The following is a 20217-nucleotide window of genomic DNA, read 5'->3' on the forward strand; positions in this document are numbered from 1 at the left end:
TTTAGTAAACAACTAAAATGTTGCGTGGTCTCTCCAAATCTCCAACCGAACTATTAACTTGATTTCATTATAACAAATAGTTTCTCATATTGCCACTATAAAAATGAAAGCGAATAACTTTTTTTACTTCATGATATCCCATAATTGAGTATTCGACGTAGTAATCGCCGATGCACCGTATTGAAGTGCTAACTCAATCTCCTCTGCTGTCTCAATCAAACCACCAGCAAAAATAATTTTTCCCGTTTCTTTTTTTATTTTCGTTATTACCTTTGGAATAAGTCCTGGCAAAACCTCAATAATATCCGGTTCTGTTTTTTTTACCAAATGAATACTTTTATTCAACGCATTGGAATCAATAATAAACGCTCGCTGGGTTGCAACAATGCCCTTTTGCTTAGCAGTAGCAATTACCCCGCCTTTCGTAGAAATTAATCCATACGGTTTAAATTCTTGACAAATAAATTCGGTAGCCGCCTCATTATGTGCCAGACCATCGATTAAGTCGACATGGATAAACAGTTGTTTTCCTTGTCGATTTGCATATTCAATCACACCTTTTACCCGACTAATATGAACTTCAAGTAAAACTCCATAAGTATAAGGGGAATTTAAAAATTTCTCAAAATCCTTCATCGACCGAATCGCAGGTAAGATCTTCTGTCCATGATATGTCATTTTATCACCACCAACTAGTGCAACAATTTCAGCTAATATTGGGTTCATAAAAGCCCAAGTTTTTTAAATGCCTTTAAAGACTCCCAAATGTAAATAATCCATTAATTGATAAAATGGTATACTTTTTCCATATCAATATTTTACCATATTCTATTATAATCATTTACATTATTTAGATTATGCTAACGTGGCATGAGATATCACGGTATGGAATAAATCCTTTACTTAGATTTTTCCAGAAGAACTATTTTTTCGCTACCGAGTAAAGTAAATTCTATCCATCCTTCCGTGACATTTTCCATAAGGAGAGAAGAAAGAATAAAATCCCAATGATTAACAAATACAAAATACTTTGCCACCATAATATGACATGACCCCCGATTTCAAATTGAGATCCCATCAATAAGCGGAAATCGTCGACAGTAGTCTCTGGTACACCTGCAAAAACGGATTGCTCAATCGGATGCATCATGACATCACGAATGAGCATGGCAGCATGTGATGGCGGGAATAGCTTCACAATGAACTGGACAGCTTCTGGTAAACTCCCAATCGGTATATAAATTCCCGTTAAAAAACCAATTAATGTTCCAACGATCGTGGCTGCAGCCGAAAATGCGTTACTGCTTTTGAAAAAGCTCACTAGGAAGTAAATAACAAAGACAAATGCAAAATCATAAAGAAGGATGATTCCCAACACCTTTGCTAAGGCAGACAACGTAATCAGTTCGCCACCATTTACCATAATATATATTTCTGCAAAAGTTAACGTGACGAGTGTCATTATAAAACTGATGATAAAGCTACTAAAAATATAGCCCGCTGCTAAACTGCTTCTCTTGATCGGGGATGCAGCAAAGTCTTTATATATCTTTAATTTTTTATCCTCCACCATACTCGCCATCGCACCTAATGCTGTTGTTATCGGTGCGACTGCAATAACTCCTGCCATAATCCAGGAGTCCATTAATATCCCTGCATCCTCACTCATTTCTTTCAAATTACTTTTCATGACATCCCCTAAAAACAGTAAATACAGACCAATAATAATCAGTACACTGAGAAGGGAAAAAAATACACTAGCCTTATCACGGAAAAATAACAATAAATTTCTTTTTATTAAATATCTCATTCTCTTAACCCTCTCCCAGTAATCGTCAGAAACGCATCATCCATCGTCCCTTGCACTACTTGAAACCCTTTGATTGCTCCCTTGCATTGCTCCAAAATTGGTAGTGCCTCCATAGTCGATGCTAATTTAATCGTTAAAGTATCTGATTTTCGTTCATATTCATATTCTGCTTGTTCAATAATCTCGATTAGTTTATCAATATCAGATCCGTAGATTTCTAGATAATCTGATGTATATTTATCTTTTAACTGTGACGGGGTACCTTTTGCAACAATTTCCCCGTTGTCAATCACCACTACATAATCTGCCTTTGCCGCTTCTTCCATATAATGGGTAGTAAGCATTACCGTCATCCCGGTTTCCTTTTGAATTTGACGAATTGTTTCCCACACCCGCTGTCTTGTTTGCGGATCTAGTCCAGTGGTTGGCTCATCAAGAATCAAAATTTTCGGCTGATTAATTAATGCCCGGGCAATATCCGCTCGCCTTCTTTGACCACCAGATAATTTCCCATAAGGCTGATGGAGAAAGCTCCGAACCTCTGTATGATCAATGGCATATTCCAATCGTTCCTTTAATTCACTTCCCGTTAACCCGTAAAGACTCCCTCTACACTCTAAATTTTCTTTCACCGTTAATAAGTCATCAAGAAGACTGTTTTGAAAAACAATCCCTAGCTCTGCTCGAATTTTACTATCATCCGTACCAATTTGATAACCATCTATGAAAATAGTCCCTCCATCTGCTTTTAATAAGGTACTAATAATATCAATAGTAGTCGATTTCCCAGCCCCGTTTGGTCCTAAAAAAGCAAAAAGTGATCCCTCTTCCACATAAAAATCAATGCCTTTTACAGCTTCTATCCTACCGTACGATTTTTTTAGACCGGATACTTCTATTAATTTGTTCATATGTAATGTACTCCTTAATAATTTATTGAAAGACTGTTACCTAAACGATATTCACCACTAGCGATAACACAAAATCCACTTTAATTATAGCAGAAGTTTTAATATATAAATGTAAATTTTTAGTTAATAACAAATAGTCAGAAATATAGAAATGATATGTAATTCCATAAATAGTTTGATTACTACTAAAAATTCTCGTAGTAAAACATTCAAAACAAAATGTAATACCTTTAAAGCTTCTTCAAAAAATAGTTTTATTGCTCTTCAACTAGATTTTTTTACTATAGTCTACAATATTTTCATTGATTCGTTTCGCGGTATAAACTATATTATTATAATAATATAGTTATCTGAAACATAAAGTATTTTACTTTTAAAAAAGGAAATAGAATTGAGGGATTTAATTGGTACAGCACTTGTTTAAGTTAGTATCCATAATTATCTTTTGCATTATCTTAAATGGTTGTGACGGTGGTTTTACTACAGAAAACATCGACAAAATGATTTCTGATATCTCTAATAATGAAAAACTTAGTAAATATGTAGTCTCTATAGAAGCTGTAGAAACGGAAAGAGGAGAATCTGGAAAAGAACCTTATTATTGGTATGATATTAATGGGAAATTAAATGACTCCTTTGATCAACTATCTACTAAGGAGCAATATACTATTTTTGCAAACATAGTGGAATTAATGCAAAAAAACGGTGGGGAAATTTCTGGAGACAGTGAATTTTATTGTGGAAAAGAGATTGATTGCTATATCGGGAGAGTTGATTTAACTACCTCTAACCATTCCTATGGAGTAGAATATTATCCAAATAGTACTTCTGATTTATTTTGGGCAGATGATGAAATCGTCTTTGATAATAGTGCAGCAGACGGAATATATATTGATCCTCTAGCAGATAACAATACTGAAAAATCTGGAGACGAAGAACAGACATCTTTAGATGCTCAAACTGCCACTGGTTCAGATTGGGTAACGTTAGAATACGAGGAAAAATTCTCTCTTCTATCAGAAGCCCTTGCGAATATGGCTGAAGCCGGTGATTTAAAAGTTAGTGCCGATGCAGATTGGTTTATAAATGCTTTAGATTCATATTGGGATGGCTCGCCTACTACAGAAAGTGTCATTGAAATTATGGCAATAACTGGGGTAGCTGGTGGAGTCATTGAAGAAAAATAAATATACAGGTAGAATCAATCAAATCCCCTTTCATGAAAATGAAAGGGGATTTTGAATTTAGCTAAAGGTATTTCCGCCATCATTAGCGTTTTGTGCAGATTGTTGATTTTGCTGTCTAACTTCTTCCGCATTTGTTCCTGCAAAACCTGGTTGGAAAACAGATTGTGTACCAGTCATTTGGTTACTAGCTGCTGATGATTGAAATCCTTGTTGTGATTGGCTTTGCTGTTGATATTGCTGAAGCAATTGTTGAATTTGTTGAAGCTTTTGAGCTGCAGTATCTTCTAATTGAGCCATTTGCTGTTGTTGCTGTGCACTAAGCTCTTGCCCTTGTAATGTTTGTGCATTTACAGACTCCTGTTGTTGTAATTGACCAGCAAGTTGAGTAATTTGATTAAGAATTTGTTGGGCATTTTTCGCCATGTCTTTAATCTCCTTTTCATAAGATACTACGTTAATTTGCCTATCTTTCCCCAACTTATTCTCATTATTTTTTTATTTTCGCTGCTTTTTTTATTTTTCATTATTGGATTCAATTCTCACTATAATTTACTCTTATTTTTTTGATTTTTTAGGACTTATCAAGAAAAAAATAAAATCAAAGAGGCTGGGACAAAAGTATTTTTATGTAAGAGAATCCGAACAAAGTTAAGAAGGTAAATTCGCTCCGGAAATATACTTCGCTTCCGAATTATTGTTCGTCTTACATTTAAACATCAATTGTTATGTCCCAGCCTCTTATTATCATACTATAAAATTCAAAATATGATTAAATTTCTGCTGTCCGTTCTCTATCTAATCTATCTAGTTCTTCTTGTGATTTTCCTTTTTCTTTTACAAAATAAGCGATAATTAATCCAACAAGTGATAACAGTGCAACTACTATAAACGCTACATTTGCACCGTAAATATCTGGATTCACAATTGCTCGATTTGCTGCTGATTCCTCAGATGTTGTCATAATCGTCACAAGAATTGCGGTTCCAACAGATGCAGCAATTTGTTTCATCGTATTATCCATCGCTGCTCCGTGTGGCAGTAATCGAACTGGTAATTGATTTAATCCAGCTGTTGCAATTGGCATCATGACCATCGATAAACCAAGCATTCTTATGCTGTACATAATCGTCATAAATGCTAAGGAGGTAGAGGTATCTAATCGGATAAATGCAAAAGATGAGACCGTAACAATTGTTAATCCGATCATTACTAGTTTTTTCGCACCGAATTTATCAAATATTCTCCCCGTAATCGGTGACATTAAGCCAGTAATTAATGCCCCTGGTAATAATGCAATTCCCGCTTCAAAAGCAGAAAAATCTCGCATGTTTTGCATGTAAAGTGGAATTAATGTCTCGACGCCAATTAAGCCCATAAAGGTAATCATTCCGATAGCAACCGCTAGTGGGAAAATCGAATACGTAAAGACACGGAACTCCAGCATTGGATGTTTTAATTTTAATTGTCTTAAAATAAATGCGATAAGCGCTACTGCACCAATACTAAGTGACAGAACCGTCAAGAGTGATGTCCAGCCATTGTTTCCGGCAGAAGTAAACCCGTAAAGAAGTCCACCGAATCCAAAGGAAGATAAAATGACGGACAGAATATCTAGTTTTGGCTTCTGCAATTCCGTTACATTTTTTAATGCAAAAAAGGCGACAACTATATCAATAATCGCAATAGGCAAAATAATAAAGAATAATACTCGCCAAGAAGAATGCTCTGTTACATATCCAGATAATGCAGGACCAATTGCTGGAGCAAATGAAATGACTAAGCCAATTAAGCCCATCGCTGATCCACGTTTATTAACTGGGAAAATCATTAAAAATACTGTCTGCATAAGTGGTAGCATTACCCCTGCACCAGCAGACTGGATTACCCTCCCAATTAACAGCATGCTAAAATTAGGTGCAACTCCTGCAAAAAGTGTACCTACAGCAAAAACACTCATCGCGGTAATAAATAGCTGCCTAGTCGTAAACCTCTCTAATAAAAATGCACTAACAGGGATCATAATACCATTCACTAGCATAAAAACGGTTGTCAGCCATTGACCAGTATTCGGTGTAATCCCCATTTCCTCCATAATTGGAGGGATTGCTGTAATCATTAATGTTTGATTCAATATTGCAATAAACGACCCAGCAAGCAAAAGTGCAACAATCGTTTTCCGGTTAAATTTTAATTTTTCCACTTAACATCCCCTCTCTCTACTCTTTACCATTGGTATTTTTATTTGCTTTATAAAGAATACATGATTTGTTAGTAATAAGCTATTGAAATGATTTAATAAAACTGTAAAGATTATTAAGTTTTAGCACCGGCGTTTTTCTTTTATTTTGATTTCCAATCTTAATGAAAAAAGGGCTTCTCCAAAAAATGGTTCAGCCCCTTCTTTCATTCATCCATATTCGGATTTTTTAAATATAAGCCGAGAAAGAATAACCCAACAACAGTTGTTACAATGCCCCATATTAAATCAATATTTAGCCCATCTAGCGCCTCTTTTGTTGGAGAAGAAACGATACCAGTGATGGTAATTAAAAGGCCAATTATGGTAAGGACTAGGCCAATATTTATCCTAAGATCTAAAAATATATTTTTTTTCAAACCATTCGCCTCCCTTAAAATAACCAAATATTTAATGCGATAAATACGATCATAGCAATGGAACCGAGAACGGTTGGCTTACGGTACCATGGTAGATGCTTATGACTGATTTTTTCCGTCAATCCATACACAAGCCCAACTAATTCGGATTCTTTCTTTTGTTTCGTAAATAAGCTTACTATAATTTCAATAACAATGGCCGCAAAGAATGCCCACCATGCACGCCAGAAATTACCTGCAGCTGCACTAGCATAAAAATCCTCTGGTAAGAAGAGATAAAGAATACCTGCAGTTAGTGTACCTGAGAGTAGTCCCCAGAAACCACCCCATGGAGATGCTTTTTTCCAGAACATTCCTAGTAAGAATACCGCAAATAATGGTGCATTAAAGAAGCCAAATAATGTTTGCATATAATCCATCATATTCGGGAAGCCCATAACAATATAGGCAGTTCCTATACTAATAATAATCCCAACAACAGTAGAAATCCTTCCCATGAACAAATAGTGTTTATCGGATGCTTTTTTGTTGATATATGCTTGGTAAATATCATATGTCCAAATCGTCGTGAATGCGGTTACGTTACCAGCCATACCGGACATAAAGGACGCTAGCAATGCCGTAATACCTAAACCTAATAAACCGGTTGGATAATATTTAGCCATTAATAATGGAAGTGCCATATCATAATTTCCATGTAAACTATCTGGTCCTAATTGCGGAAGTAAAAGAATCGCTGCCATACCAGGCACTACCGTAAGAATTGGCATTAACATCTTCGGAAATGAAGCAATAATCGATGTGTTCTGCGCTGCAGCCATATCTTTTGCGGCCATTGCCCGTTGAACCACAAGAAAATCGGTTGTCCAATAACCAAAGGATAAAACAAAACCTAATCCAAGAACGATTCCTAAAAAGTCAACACTCATTCCATTACCAGCAGCTGTTGCCGTACCTTCCCAAATATGAGAAAAATTTTCTGGTAATCTATCTAATAAACCATTCCAACCGCCTACATCACGTAACGATAAAATTGTAATCGGTAACAAACCAATCCAAATAAGAAAGAATTGAATAACCTCATTGTAGATAGAGGAAGTTAATCCACCGATACCTACATAAATTAATACGATTACTGCAGCTAAGACGATACTTAATGTCATGGACCATCCTAATAAAACTTTCAGGATAAGTGCCATTGCATAAAGACTGATTCCTGACATAAGCACGGTCATCACCGCAAAGGAAATTGCATTAAATCCTCTTGTAGCTTCATTATAACGTTTCTTTAAATATTCCGGTACGGAACGAACCTTTGAACCATAATAAAATGGCATCATGAAAATTCCGAGAAACACCATCGCCGGTATTGCACCAATTAAATAATAGTGTACCGTCATTATTCCATATTGATAACCACTTGCTACCATTCCAAGCATTTCTAATGCCCCTAAATTAGCAGATAAAAATGCTAAACTAGTAATCCATCCTGGAATGGAACGTCCGGATAAGAAAAAGTCGTTCCCTGTTTTCATTTTTCCTTTCAGTGCGACACCAACTAAAATTACAAATATAAAATATACACCAATTATGAGATAATCTATAAATTTCGGATGAAATATTGCCTGATCCATAAACCTTCTCCTCTCTAACATAGCAGAATAAATAAGTACGAATTCGCTTACATAAAAATCGTACCATATATTCTTGAAGAAAATGGAAGAGAGTTCCTTGACTTATTTGGCTTTCACCAGCACGCATTTGTAATTAGAAAATTCACTATGTAAGAGCTTTCGCTTCTAGCATTATTTTGTGTTCGCTGACAAAATAATGCTACTTTTGTAAGTAAACTGCTTGTAGAGAATCATACAAATTTCATAACCAAATAGGCGTAGAAAAAAACGCTACGCCAGTTTTAATTAATAGAGAACTCCTATGCACAATGAGGTTCCTGAAAGTGAATCGCTTAAACTTTTTTCATGGAACTTCCCAAATCTATTAAGATACAAACAATTGTTGCCGATATTCAGTTGGCGTCATTCCCGTTACTCTTTTAAAGACACGGCTGAAATAGTTCGGATCATTATAGCCTACTTCAAAGCAAATTTCCTTTAAACTATAATCAACATTTCCTATTAGTTCCTTTGCCTGTCGAATACGGATATTTGTCAAATATTCGGTGAAGGTTTGATTGCTTTCACTTTTAAACATTTTACTAAAGTAATAGGAGCTTAAATTAACATATTCCGCCACCTGCTCCATCGAAATATCTTGTTTGTAATTTTGCAAAATGTATTCTTTTGCCCGCTCGATTGTCATTGCCATTTTGTTGCCTTTCACTTGTTTTACTGCCTCCACAATTGAATAAATATGCTGAACCATTAGCTGGCGGATTTGACTAATATTCTTTGTATTTTTCGTCGAAGGCACTGCATCTAAAATAATATCGTATTGCAAGCAGTGATGGGTAATTGTATCAAGCAAGTTTTGCACTGCCTGCTGACTAGCCTCAAGCTCGTGATCAACATGGATTAACAGTTGATTAAACATATCGTCAAAGCGATGTAAGGCAAGCGATATATCCATATTCGACAATGCTTCAAATAATTGCTGTTCCTCTTCCAAACGAAACATTTTCGATTTCGGTGCCAAATGAATATCGGAAACATGACGCACGTCTGCAAATGCATTTTTCTCAGAAACAGCTAATGCTGCTTCCTGGTAGGAGCGCCGTAATCCATCAAATCCATCTCGGATTGTCCCAATACCAATCACAATATTTTGCTGGAAACGGTCTTTCACAAATGTCCGCAGCTTATTTCCGAGTTCAATTGCTTCTGTTCGGTTATCTTTAACATGCTCAGAGTCTCGTAAAAAGATAGTCATTCTTGCGCCAATAATCGGTCCTACAAGACAGGAATGCATTGACTTGATTCTATTTTTTATCTCGTCATAAATCATTCTTTTATCATATATTTGGGATTGTTTCCCATCGAGTTCTTCAAAAGAAACAATTAGCGCATAGCCACGATTCATAGGAAAATCCATTAACGTCGTTAACCGTTGAAAATCTAGTTCATTCACATAATTGATTGTTAGCATAATCGCAGCTTCTGTTTCCGCTATTGGCAGTAGCTCCGAAAGCTTTTCTTTAAGCTCAAGATCTTTATGTCTTTTCTCGCGCTCCTCATCTAATTCTCGTACTAAATTTTCAAGGATATTTACAACTTGTTCGCGTTTCATTGGCTTTAATATATAATGCTTCACACCGATAGAGACTGCCTCTTTTGCATAATTAAAATAATCATAGGCTGTAATCAGCAGTATTTTCACTCGCGAATTTCCTTCCCGGATTTGTTTCGCTGCTTCTAAGCCATCAATCCCAGGCATTTTAATATCCATTAAAATCACATCTGGATTGTATTGATCTACTTTTTCTAACGCAGCTCTCCCATTTATTGCATGGTAAATTTGAAATGTATTGGGAAAAAAGCGCTCGATTAACAGCTCCAGTCCTTCCCTTTCGATGGCTTCATCATCTGCAATTAGTAACCGATACAAGGAAATCAACTCCTTAACATTTTTTCGTTACACTGTTTTAAGTGGCAGTCTAAATTCAACTACGGTACCTTGCTTCTGCTTACTCTTTATATTGACTAGATTCGTTTTTTCATAAAATAGTTCAAGTCGTTTAAAGACATTTTTCGTTCCTAAGCCTGTCGTATGCCCAGCTGTGGAATGGTTCGCAGGTATTTCCTTTTCATCTAATCGTAGCAATGCTTGTCTCATCTCCTCGTCCATCCCTACACCATTATCCGCGATAGAAACAAAAACATGATCTGCTTGCTTTTTCACACAAATCGTAATAACTGCACCATCCTCTAAGTGCTCAATGCCATGAACAAATGCATTTTCCAGGATTGGTTGTAGCGTCAGGCAAGGAATGACCTGCTTTAATGCTGCTTCCTCTATTTCCGTAATAAATTGGACACGGTCGCGAAATCTCGCTTTTTGAATGATAAAGTATTCCCGGGCGTGATTCAATTCCTCAGCAAGTGTTACCGGCTTATCTAATTTTCGTAAATTATATCTTAGTAGATTTGAAACAGATACCGTTAAATCACTTGTTTTATCTGCCCCTTCAATAAAGGCAAGCTGTGAAATTACATTTAATGTGTTAAAAAGAAAATGTGGATTTATTTGGTTTTGCAACGCTTTTAATTCTAGCTCTTTTACTAACCGATCCTTTTCAACACTCTCAATATTTTTCTGCATCAAATTGTGGATATTCTCTACCATTTGCTGAAATGTATCAGAAAGGATCCGTATCTCATCATTTGTTTTAACCGGAGGAAAGGACGTAGAGAAATTTCCTTTTGCTATATGCTTTGCCGTACGAACAAGGCGACCTATTGGATTCGTAATACTTCGGGATAGCCCGATTGCAATTAAAATACTTAATAGCGTTGTTGCAAAAATCAAGGTGATTCCGAGCTGATTTAACTGTTTGCTATCTGCAACAATCTTGTTATAAAGTGGCTGATAAAAATTAAGCTCCAAATCGACAAGTGTTTGTTCCTTCTCTTTAATATATTGTGCGGTTTTCTCCGCTTCGGAGTAGTAATACGTATAATCATCAAGATTCCCTTGCTCTAATGCTTGAATAACCGCTTCTTCCTGTTCAATAAACGTGCGAAGCATATTTTTAAAGTTCGTTATTTCGAGATTATTATTGTCACTACTGTGCTGTACTACATTTGCTTGAAGCTCGTCTAAAGTGTGTTTGTGTTGATTAAAATCATTAAGCGTTCTTTCATTTGGTGAAACGAGATATTGGTTTAAGCTGCGAAGATTTACATTCGTTTCGTCGGTTATTTCTTTATAATCAAGAATACGATCCATCATCACATTATAGCTATCTTGCATTTGCTTGCTGCTTTGGAAGATAAAAAAGAAAATAATGTTTAAGAAAATAACTAATAACGGAATAAAAATAAATAGCTTAGTTCGAATGGTCATCGTCCCACTCCACTACATTATCTATATTTACTATTTTTACTTCGGTAAAGTTACGTGACTGTATTTGCATCCCATCAAAGTAGTCAGCTAGCAGCTCAATTGACGTATACCCCATATTATAGGGACGTTGAACGATTGTCGCATCGATTTCCCCTTGTTGGATGGCTGCTTTTGTACCTTCCACATCATCAAATCCAATCACTTTGATATCTTCCCTTTTCACTTTCTCCATTGCCTGGACAATACCGAAGCCATCTAAAGCACTCGTTCCAACCATTGCATCGATCGTAGGGTATTGCATGAGCATCTTTTCTGCCTGCTGCTCTGCTTGGATTTGCGAAATATTAGAGGTTTGGATATCGACTACTTCTATATTTGGGTAGTTTTCTAGAACGGATAAGAATCCCTCTAGCCGCTGATTATGGTTTTCTGCCGTGTCACTCCCAATAATGAAGCCAACCTCACCTTTTTCCCCAAGTAATTCAACTGTTAATTCCCCTAATTTTTTTCCGGCACCAAAATTATCTGTTCCAACATATGTAATTCTTTCTGTATCCGGCGCATCGGAGTCAACGGTTATCACAGGAATATTATTGGCGCTAGCCTTCTTGACTAAAGCATCAAATAATGGATTATTAGCGCCTTGGATAATGATGCCATCTACCTTTTCTGCAATTGCTTGATCAAGAAATTCCAATTGCTCCTCTTGATTGATTCGGATGGGACCTGTGTATTGTAATTGAATATTGTGCTCCTCCGCTGCCACCCGCGCTCCCTCTTCAATCGTTCGCCAATAAGGATTATCCAATTCTTGGGAAACAAGCACCACATGCTTCGGCGCTGAAGGAGAATTGCTGGTGGACATCAATTGTTGAACGGAATCTTGAATGTTAAAGGACACAATGAAAAATTTAATAAACAATAAAAGAAATAGCACAAATAAAATGATAAAACCTATCGTCCAACGTTTATGGGACATGATAATCCTCCTAAGACTTGACACTATATTACTATAATAATAAATTTTTAGTGAATAGAATAGATGTCCGCGGAGTCTGGAGTGGGAATTTTTAATTGGGAATGGTTTTTTTATACATATAGAAGTTAAGTAGTGTTAAAATTAAGAAAAATAATATATTTAGTAGGTCTGTTTTTCACATAATTAAAAAAGGTGGAACTGGATGATGGAATATATAACAAGTGATGGATTAAAGCTATATTATGAAAAAAGCGGGACCGGACAACCTTGTATTTATCTGCACGGAGGGCCTGGTTATTGGAGCAAGTCATTTCAATACTTTTCCGAGGATTTATTAGAAAAGGATTTAGAATTAGTATATTTGGATCAAAGAGGATGTGGTCGTTCGGAGCATAGTCCTGCACAAAATTATTCGTTAAATAGATTAATTGATGATATGGAAGAACTTAGAATATTTTTAGGTTTTGATAATTGGTATGTAATAGGGCATTCATTTGGCGGAATACTTGCAGTTAACTATGCTTATAGATTCCCTGAAAGAACAAAGGGAATAATCTTAACAAATGCAACGTTAAATATGTTAGATTCCTTTGAACATCAAATTCACAAAGGTTCCGAACAATTAGGGATTAATAAAGAAGCATTACAAAGAAATAATATTGACGAGTTTATGAAAAAATTCAATTCCATCCTTTCCATGCTAATCGAAAAAGAAACGTATTTTAATTTCCAGTTTGTACAACTTGAAAATAAGAAGTTTTTAGATAAAATAGACGCAGGATTGAATAGTGACCCTAAATTTCAACAATATGTATTTTCATCAAAAGAATTTTTCCAAGACTTTACTTTACTAACACCTAAAATAAAAGTACCAGTATTAATCATTGCAGGTGAATTTGATGATGCTGTTGGCCCTGTTTATCAAAACTTTAAATTTGAAAATTCAACTATTCGAGTTTTGAAAAGTGGTCATCATCCTTATATTGAAGACCGGGAAAATTTTAGGGATGTGATTTCGGAGTTTGTTCAGGTTTAAATTTGCTCAGTTTATTACCTGTTTCCTTTATGTCATCGAAACTTTTACATAATAAGGATACCTATGGTGAAGGAGCATTGTAATAAATGCTCCTTCATGATACAGTCATGCCTTTAGGAATCACCTTAATTCTTTATCTTTCCATAATTTTAATAAACTATCGTATGCTTCCTTTTCTTCTTTTGAGAGCTTTTCTTCTTTTAATGTGATTAACTCAGATAATAACTTTGCACCATCTAAGTTTAAAACGGTCGCTAATGCCCGAAACCGATTGGATTCATAAGGTTCAATACGAACAGAAAAAGGCTTCTTGACCATCGCACAATCCTCCTCGTAACAGAACTTCATTTTTCAGTTTATATTATAATCAATAGGAAAACACAAGCAAACATAAAGTAGTGTGAAAATTTTTTTTGCTCATTTACTAAACTATCGTCTTTATGTAACTCCGATTAATGCTTGCACAATTATATATTTTATATTAAACTTTAATCAACGTGATATTAACTATTGAGATTGAAATGCGTGACACCGTTTCAATCTCTCCTAAATTGTATTTTGTAATTGAAAGACGGTTGACCTTTGGTGACACGGAGGTTAGCCGTCTTTCTTATTTTACATATATCAAAAGGATACCGATAAGGTGACCCAATCATTAAATTATCATTGTGGTTCCCTCAATGCTTTCGTTTAATGACTTTCGTATGATTATTAAATCCTTCCAAAAATCCATCTACATATAATTAGCTATTCAGAATCTCATTTTATAATTTGATGAAACAATAAGGAGCATTGCATCATTCAGAAAAGAATGCAGTGCTTTTGCTCTTGAAGATTACTATTCAATTATACTCTTTTATTGGATTGTTAATAGGCTATTGGATATGCATCAACAAGACAGTTTAATTGGATTTTTTCATTATTTCTAATGATAGTTAAGGTAACAATAGAATTGACAGTTTTGTTATTCAACGTTCGTTCAAATGAATCGTATCCATCAATTTCTTCTCCATCGACCTCAACAATAATATCTTCCGGTTTAATTCCAGCTTTTAAAGCAACTGAATCATCCTTTACTTTCAAAACTCTTGTACCACTATTGCTATGTTCTGTTGCGTGTGCAATACCAATTGAAGTTTTCCAAAAGCTTGAACGGATATCTGTTCCCTTTTCATATACACTCTTCAGATTTTCTAAAAATTGCCCCGTACCAAATAACATATTTTCCTTTGTACCTTGATCAATCTCAGCAATAAAAGAAGCTTGATATTCTATACTCACCCGAGTACCATTCTCAACCTTTTCGATAGAAGTAATGGTAGTAAAATCCCCATCCATGCTCTGAAGTACAAAACATTTCATTGGATCAATTTCGGTAAATATCCCCTCAGTAGTTGCCCCCCAACCATGATTCATATAACCTTTTCCACCTACCCGAAAATCTATCGCTGCCGATTTTGTATACCAACGGTTCAAATGTTCAGCCTTCGTAAGTGCATCCCAAACTTGTTCTAAAGGGGCATTAATTACAATTTCTCTTTTAACTGAATCCTTAACCTTATTCATCTTGAAACTCTCCTTTTTCTACATAATTTTTTAAACTTATGAGTTGATCATCCAGTAGTTCTCCGATGTGATTAAGCAATTCTTGATAGGCATTTTGAAGAGCGGTATGATTTAACGAATAGATACGATATTTTCCTTTCATGCTAACTGATATCATTTCTTCTTCCAGCAAAATAGTCAAATGCTTCTTAATTGCTGGCTGAGAAACATCAAACGCCATGACAATTTCCTTTTGTGTTTTGTTTCCTTGTTTAAGCATACTCAAAATACGCCTACGCGTTGAATCACCAAGTGCTCGATAAATATCTGCCACTCTCATTCCCTGCCTTTTTCATATAACCTTATGGTTATATATATTGTATAGGTTTTGATTAATGGTGTCAATATTATTAAAATTAAATATTTTTTCTTATTAAACGAATCTACTCGTCAGCATTATAAACCCCATTTCCATACTTATATAATATGCCAAAATTGCAGTGGATTTTTTGACAATAAGCAGTACGCACTAAAAGAGGCTGGGACAAAAAAAGTATTTTTATGTAAGAGAATCCGAACAAAGTTAAGTAGGTAAATTCGCTCCGGAAATATACTTCGCTTTCCGCGGGCATGGCCTTAGCCTCCTCCGCTATGCTTCGTGCGGGGTCTTCGGCTCATGCTTTTCCCGCAGGAGTCTACGTATATTTCCTCCGCTATCCGAATTATTGTTCGTCTTACATTTAAACATCAATTATTATGTCCCAGCCTCTTTTGCAGAATTGCTTTTGGGTGATACTGGTGGTCGGGGTCGAGATAGGTCTTTAAGTATTGATTTTACAATGTTTTGTAATTGCTATGTGTAAAATTTGTGTAATATAATTTTGATGTGAACCAAGATGGATGTTTCAACTTCTTATTTCTCCATTATCAACTTGTAAAAGAGCTATCTGTAAAAAATCAATAGCAAGCGCAGTGGAATTTACCGTTTACTTAATTATGTCCGGTTAGTTCAGTGCGTGTTGTTTAGATATTAATAACATATATAGAGCTACGTACCCGGAAAGACTATATTTACATTAATTATCCAATATTCAAATATTGAATTGCAACCGAAATTAATGATAGGCATCTTTTATAAAAATAATCATAGTGTCTATTATCCTCAATATCTGTTTTTGTAGTTTCATGATGACGAATTCTAAAGTTATTACCAATAGCCGTAAGTTCATGAAATTCCTTTTCAAACATCATTTTATACGGTTCTTTATTGTTACTCATATCGCAAATAATTCTATTTATCGATTTCTTCTTATCTAATGTGGGAGAGTAATATGTTTTCAGTCTTTCAAAAGCGTCCCAGAGTTTTTCAACGGCAATTTTCAAATTTCCTTCATCGTAATACTGAATGGCTTCCTGAAGCAACTCTTTGAGTCCTGCCTCTTCAATTAAAACTAATGTGCTTTTTTTTATATGATTGTCGAAAGTGCTTACAATTTTTCCGTTATCTAATTTCAAATCAAGATCATTCAGCTTCAATATTGCATTAAGTTGCGCTTCGAATTCGTTGGAACAGCTATGCTTCACAAAAAATTCTATCGTATCCATTACACAGAAAGGCGAACTGTGGTATACAAAATCTTGTAGGCTACTGGTTTCCACATATTGCTTTTGATCATTATAGCATTTAGGAGTGTAAAACTGACGTAAATCATTGAAAACTTCTTCGCTTATTGAAACATTATACGAAAATCCTGTTTCATCCGTTTTCTGATAGATGTCATTATACTTTTCTAGAAGTTGGTAAATCTGATTTCTTGCATTACGTTTAATAGATAATGATATTCTTTTCTCTTTTATCGCTTTTAAATTTCTTTGAGAGTAAGGAATAAATATACTATTTTCTTCTGGTTGAAATATTCTCCACCCATAGACATCCCGGCTAGATATTTTTGCTGCTGGATAAAGTTCGTATCCATCGTTTTGCAATAATATGTTTACCTCAGCAAGAAACTCCTTCCAATATCCTTTTTCAAACCTAACTGCTGGATGAAAAATCTCACAAATAAATTTCAAGTATTTTTCATCGCTACCGTTCTTCAATTGGAATCGTTCATCCTCAAATACCCAACAGGATGGATAATCATCGTTGTTTACCGTATGTTGCCAAATGTCACTTTCAGCATCCTGAAACCTTGAATCCAAACTCCGCATACTTTTCAAATCATATAATCTTTTGAGAAAATCAAGCTCATTCATCCGACCAAAATAAGGATAGGTAACTTTTTTTGTTTCAAACCATTCATCTATTTCAATGCCATTTTGGAACAAATCGAGGATATCACGTTTTGTTATCTCACTAATTCGTTTCACGGTTTAAAATACCTCGACTTTCATAAGTGTCCCAAAGAAAACTAACAAGCGTTATGCTACTGCCAACTGCAAGTTTTGCATGTCGCTCTTCAAGTCCTTTATATGTAGCACTTTTCCCATGTCCACTACCATAAGGGTTGCGCAACGCTGCCAAATTTGTAGCTATCGCGCGCAAATTGCCCAAAATGGATTTCATCTCACCAGATGCCGGGGCTGTATCGGGTATATCTTTTGGCATTAGCTTGAGAAGTTTAACAGCTGCACCAGTCAACTGACCGACATCCCAGTTTTTTTCCCACACTACTTCATTTTCATCAAGAATAGTTTTACAACAGCTTTCAACCAATTCCTTAGCTTTCCCAATTGCTTCAGTTGGATTTTCAGACTGCATTTTTAACATTAAATCAATCTGTGCAGAAAGATATGCACTTGAAAATTTCTCCTTCAGTTCTACAACAACAGAAGCAAGTGGGGTTTTGTTGTATAAGATTCGAGCCATTATATCTTTGCAGCGGTAATACGTTTTTGAATACTCACCGTCGTTTTCAATTTCGTATTCAAAATAGACTTCATAATAATCTAATAAATCTTTTAACAACTTTACTGTGTTGTAGTCTGAAGCCTCGTTAATATAAGCCATTAGAGATTTACCCTTAGATAGTTTATACGTCTCACATAATGGAACCCCAACACTTTCCATTGTAAACACGTCAAAGTCGTTTGTAGAGAAATTCAGGACATAACCGCTTCTATTAAACAACTTCATAAAAATTCCTTTTTCAATTTGGGATAGATTAGGCATATTTCGTCCCCTTTAATTTTTCATTTAAAAACATTATACGGTTTCTGTAAGATTTTTTGTTACTACATTTGCTTCAATTAATAGATCATATAACGAAGAAATTATAGATTTCGACTGATATGTTGTTTGCAATTTCCTATATTTCATAATTTCCCGAATTTCACTAAACGTAAAATATACTTCACTTTTTGCTCTAGATAATGCAACAAAAAAAGCTCTCATATCAGATTCAGACTGGCTCCTAAAGCTCCAAAAGGCATCATCTTCTAAACCAATAAAGAAAACACATTCATACTCTAACCCTTTACTTTTATGAATGGTCATAATCGGTATACTATAAACCCCTAAAAAATCTTCAATTGCTTTATCCCATTGTCTATGATCTACATAAGAATCTATTATTTTTTGATGAAATTTTTCCCTAGTATTTTTTAATAAGTTGCCAACAAAATACTTTGGATAGTAATTTTTAAATTTAATTAAACTAAAGTATTCTATTATGTCATCAAGTATTTGAGGTATTTCATTGTATATGTTACTTATACTATTTATTTTACCTTTTAATAGAGAAATAAATTTTTGAAAGTCTTCTTCAATTTCCCACATTGCTTTCAAGTCCTCATTATAATCAATTCCATCCAGCTCAGATTTTAGTTTAATAACTTCTTGCCATCTTGCTGGAGAATTTTTAAATACCGTAAGATAAAGGGTATTTACTATCAACTGAACATATTCTTCTGACAATATATCCTGATAATCTTTTTCAATCCTTGAATTAATTCCCACATTTTGTAATTCTTCAATAATTTGCTTTGCATAAACACTCTCTTGTTGCTTAACAATTATACAAATATCTCGTGGATTAATTGATTGAAGTTTAAGACTTAAAAATTTCGCAATATGCTTTGCTTCTTGGATATAATCATTAAAAGTCCACACTTCACAAACTCCATCATCTTTTTCCCATTTATCTGTACACTTTACAGGGGGAGTATTATGACTAATTGCTTGAGATAATACATTTTGTACTTCTATCAATCTCGGAGCAGAACGATGGTTAAAAATTAATTGAAAACTTGTTGCGTTAAAATCAGAAGAATATGCCTTAAATGAATCAGCCATTGCCCCTGCCCAACCCATAATTCTTTGTTTGTCATCACCAACTGCGGTTAGAACAGATCTCGATCCCAAGAACGCTGATTTTAGTAAATCATATTGAACATAAGTTGTATCCTGAAATTCATCTAAAAAGATATGGCTATATGTCAATCTTAATGCAGTGTTTATAAATGAATTAAGGTTTAATATATATTCTGCTAATCTAGATATCATAGGAAATGTTAATGAACTTTGAAGAGATGAAGTTCCTTTTATCATTATTTTCCATAGTTCTTTTGTTACCCAACCATATAAATCATCTTCTCTTTCGCCAAGTAAATGCAATGGATCTTTAGTAAAACTTCTCACCAGCCGATCCGTTTTTATTTCATATTGCCAATTTGGAAAGTTAGGATGTTCCTTTTTAATATAACCAGTGGCAATATCCATTACTTCTCGATCATTAAAAACAAGGTTATACTCTCCATCCGGACGCCATCCGCTTGGTAACGTTAGTCTAAATCTATCTAGAATGGATTTAGCAAAAGAATCAAATGTTCTGGACTCAAACCTCTTCGCTAAATCGCCCCCCACTCTCTTTTCTACTCTCTTTTTTAAATTATCAGCTGCATCAACCTTAAAACTGATTGCAAGTATCTTTTGAGGATCTTTACATATATTTGTCTCCAATAAATAAGAAGCACGTTGGGCTAGCAATTCTGACTTTCCTGCCCCCGGTCCAGCAATTACCAAAGTATTTTCTTGACTTCTTACGACTTGATTAGCAGCTTCCTCTAGAACTATCCCATCTGTAGGTTTCCATAATTCCTCTTTTATCATTACA

The 20217-nt window shown here is 35.0% G+C and carries 18 protein-coding genes; 2 read left to right on the forward strand and 16 right to left on the reverse strand.

The genetic code is table 11. The features are described from left to right. Positions 1-123: 123 nt before the first annotated feature. From OEV98_RS03885 to OEV98_RS03895, 3 genes are all read right to left on the reverse strand, one after another. Positions 124-678 carry a glycerol-3-phosphate responsive antiterminator gene (locus OEV98_RS03885; protein WP_263071957.1) on the reverse strand — a complete coding sequence of 185 codons (555 nt, stop codon included), beginning with the start codon at positions 676-678 and terminating at the stop codon, positions 124-126. Positions 679-952: 274 nt separating this feature from the next. Then, positions 953-1810, reverse strand: coding sequence for an ABC transporter permease (locus tag OEV98_RS03890; RefSeq protein WP_263071888.1), 858 nt, complete (start codon positions 1808-1810; stop codon positions 953-955). Further along, complete coding sequence (locus OEV98_RS03895) at positions 1807-2721, reverse strand: ABC transporter ATP-binding protein (protein ID WP_263071889.1); 915 nt, start codon at positions 2719-2721, stop codon at positions 1807-1809. Before OEV98_RS03895 ends, OEV98_RS03890 begins: the two co-directional genes overlap by 4 nt. A gap of 404 nt (positions 2722-3125) precedes the next feature. Here OEV98_RS03895 and OEV98_RS03900 point away from each other — a divergent pair, with 404 nt between their 5' ends. Next, positions 3126-3908, forward strand: a complete 783-nt coding sequence (locus tag OEV98_RS03900) for a hypothetical protein (RefSeq protein ID WP_263071890.1) — start codon at positions 3126-3128, stop codon at positions 3906-3908. 57 nt (positions 3909-3965) lie between these two features. On the opposite strand, the gene OEV98_RS03905 is transcribed toward OEV98_RS03900, so the two are convergent. From OEV98_RS03905 to OEV98_RS03935, 7 genes are all read right to left on the reverse strand, one after another. Continuing rightward, positions 3966-4331, reverse strand: a complete 366-nt coding sequence (locus OEV98_RS03905; protein WP_263071891.1) for a hypothetical protein — start codon at positions 4329-4331, stop codon at positions 3966-3968. 346 nt (positions 4332-4677) lie between these two features. Next, positions 4678-6108, reverse strand: coding sequence for a DHA2 family efflux MFS transporter permease subunit (locus tag OEV98_RS03910; protein ID WP_263071892.1), 1431 nt, complete (start codon positions 6106-6108; stop codon positions 4678-4680). A gap of 203 nt (positions 6109-6311) precedes the next feature. Continuing rightward, positions 6312-6524: a hypothetical protein gene (locus OEV98_RS03915; protein ID WP_263071893.1), complete on the reverse strand. Its 213-nt coding sequence runs from the start codon at positions 6522-6524 to the stop codon at positions 6312-6314. A gap of 14 nt (positions 6525-6538) precedes the next feature. After that, a complete protein-coding gene (locus OEV98_RS03920; RefSeq protein WP_263071894.1) occupies positions 6539-8158 on the reverse strand; it encodes a sodium:solute symporter family protein in 1620 nt (539 codons plus the stop codon). 364 nt (positions 8159-8522) lie between these two features. Next, a complete protein-coding gene (locus OEV98_RS03925; protein WP_263071895.1) occupies positions 8523-10085 on the reverse strand; it encodes a response regulator transcription factor in 1563 nt (520 codons plus the stop codon). A gap of 27 nt (positions 10086-10112) precedes the next feature. Next, on the reverse strand, positions 10113-11543 hold the full coding sequence (locus OEV98_RS03930; protein ID WP_263071896.1) for a sensor histidine kinase: 1431 nt from the start codon (positions 11541-11543) through the stop codon (positions 10113-10115). Beyond that, positions 11527-12522: a sugar-binding protein gene (locus OEV98_RS03935; RefSeq protein WP_263071897.1), complete on the reverse strand. Its 996-nt coding sequence runs from the start codon at positions 12520-12522 to the stop codon at positions 11527-11529. Before OEV98_RS03935 ends, OEV98_RS03930 begins: the two co-directional genes overlap by 17 nt. A 202-nt stretch (positions 12523-12724) precedes the next feature. Here OEV98_RS03935 and OEV98_RS03940 point away from each other — a divergent pair, with 202 nt between their 5' ends. After that, a complete protein-coding gene (locus tag OEV98_RS03940) occupies positions 12725-13558 on the forward strand; it encodes an alpha/beta fold hydrolase (protein WP_263071898.1) in 834 nt (277 codons plus the stop codon). Positions 13559-13678: 120 nt separating this feature from the next. On the opposite strand, the gene OEV98_RS03945 is transcribed toward OEV98_RS03940, so the two are convergent. The 6 genes from OEV98_RS03945 to OEV98_RS03970 form a co-directional block, all read right to left on the reverse strand. Then, positions 13679-13876, reverse strand: coding sequence for a hypothetical protein (locus OEV98_RS03945; protein WP_263071899.1), 198 nt, complete (start codon positions 13874-13876; stop codon positions 13679-13681). Between the two features lie 549 nt (positions 13877-14425). Continuing rightward, complete coding sequence (locus OEV98_RS03950) at positions 14426-15124, reverse strand: SRPBCC domain-containing protein (protein WP_263071900.1); 699 nt, start codon at positions 15122-15124, stop codon at positions 14426-14428. After that, complete coding sequence (locus OEV98_RS03955; RefSeq protein ID WP_263071901.1) at positions 15117-15437, reverse strand: ArsR/SmtB family transcription factor; 321 nt, start codon at positions 15435-15437, stop codon at positions 15117-15119. The genes OEV98_RS03950 and OEV98_RS03955 overlap by 8 nt, the downstream gene beginning before the upstream one ends. 746 nt (positions 15438-16183) lie before the next feature. Beyond that, positions 16184-17473 carry an AbiJ-related protein gene (locus tag OEV98_RS03960; RefSeq protein WP_263071902.1) on the reverse strand — a complete coding sequence of 430 codons (1290 nt, stop codon included), beginning with the start codon at positions 17471-17473 and terminating at the stop codon, positions 16184-16186. Next, entirely contained in the window at positions 17460-18275 is an 816-nt protein-coding gene (locus OEV98_RS03965; RefSeq protein ID WP_263071903.1) for an abortive infection family protein, read from the reverse strand. Before OEV98_RS03965 ends, OEV98_RS03960 begins: the two co-directional genes overlap by 14 nt. A gap of 33 nt (positions 18276-18308) precedes the next feature. Then, positions 18309-20213: a UvrD-helicase domain-containing protein gene (locus tag OEV98_RS03970; protein ID WP_263071904.1), complete on the reverse strand. Its 1905-nt coding sequence runs from the start codon at positions 20211-20213 to the stop codon at positions 18309-18311. Positions 20214-20217: the final 4 nt, after the last annotated feature.

The sequence above is a fragment of the Perspicuibacillus lycopersici genome, from assembly GCF_025660475.1.
In the GTDB taxonomy this organism is placed as follows: domain Bacteria; phylum Bacillota; class Bacilli; order Bacillales; family Caldibacillaceae; genus Perspicuibacillus; species Perspicuibacillus lycopersici.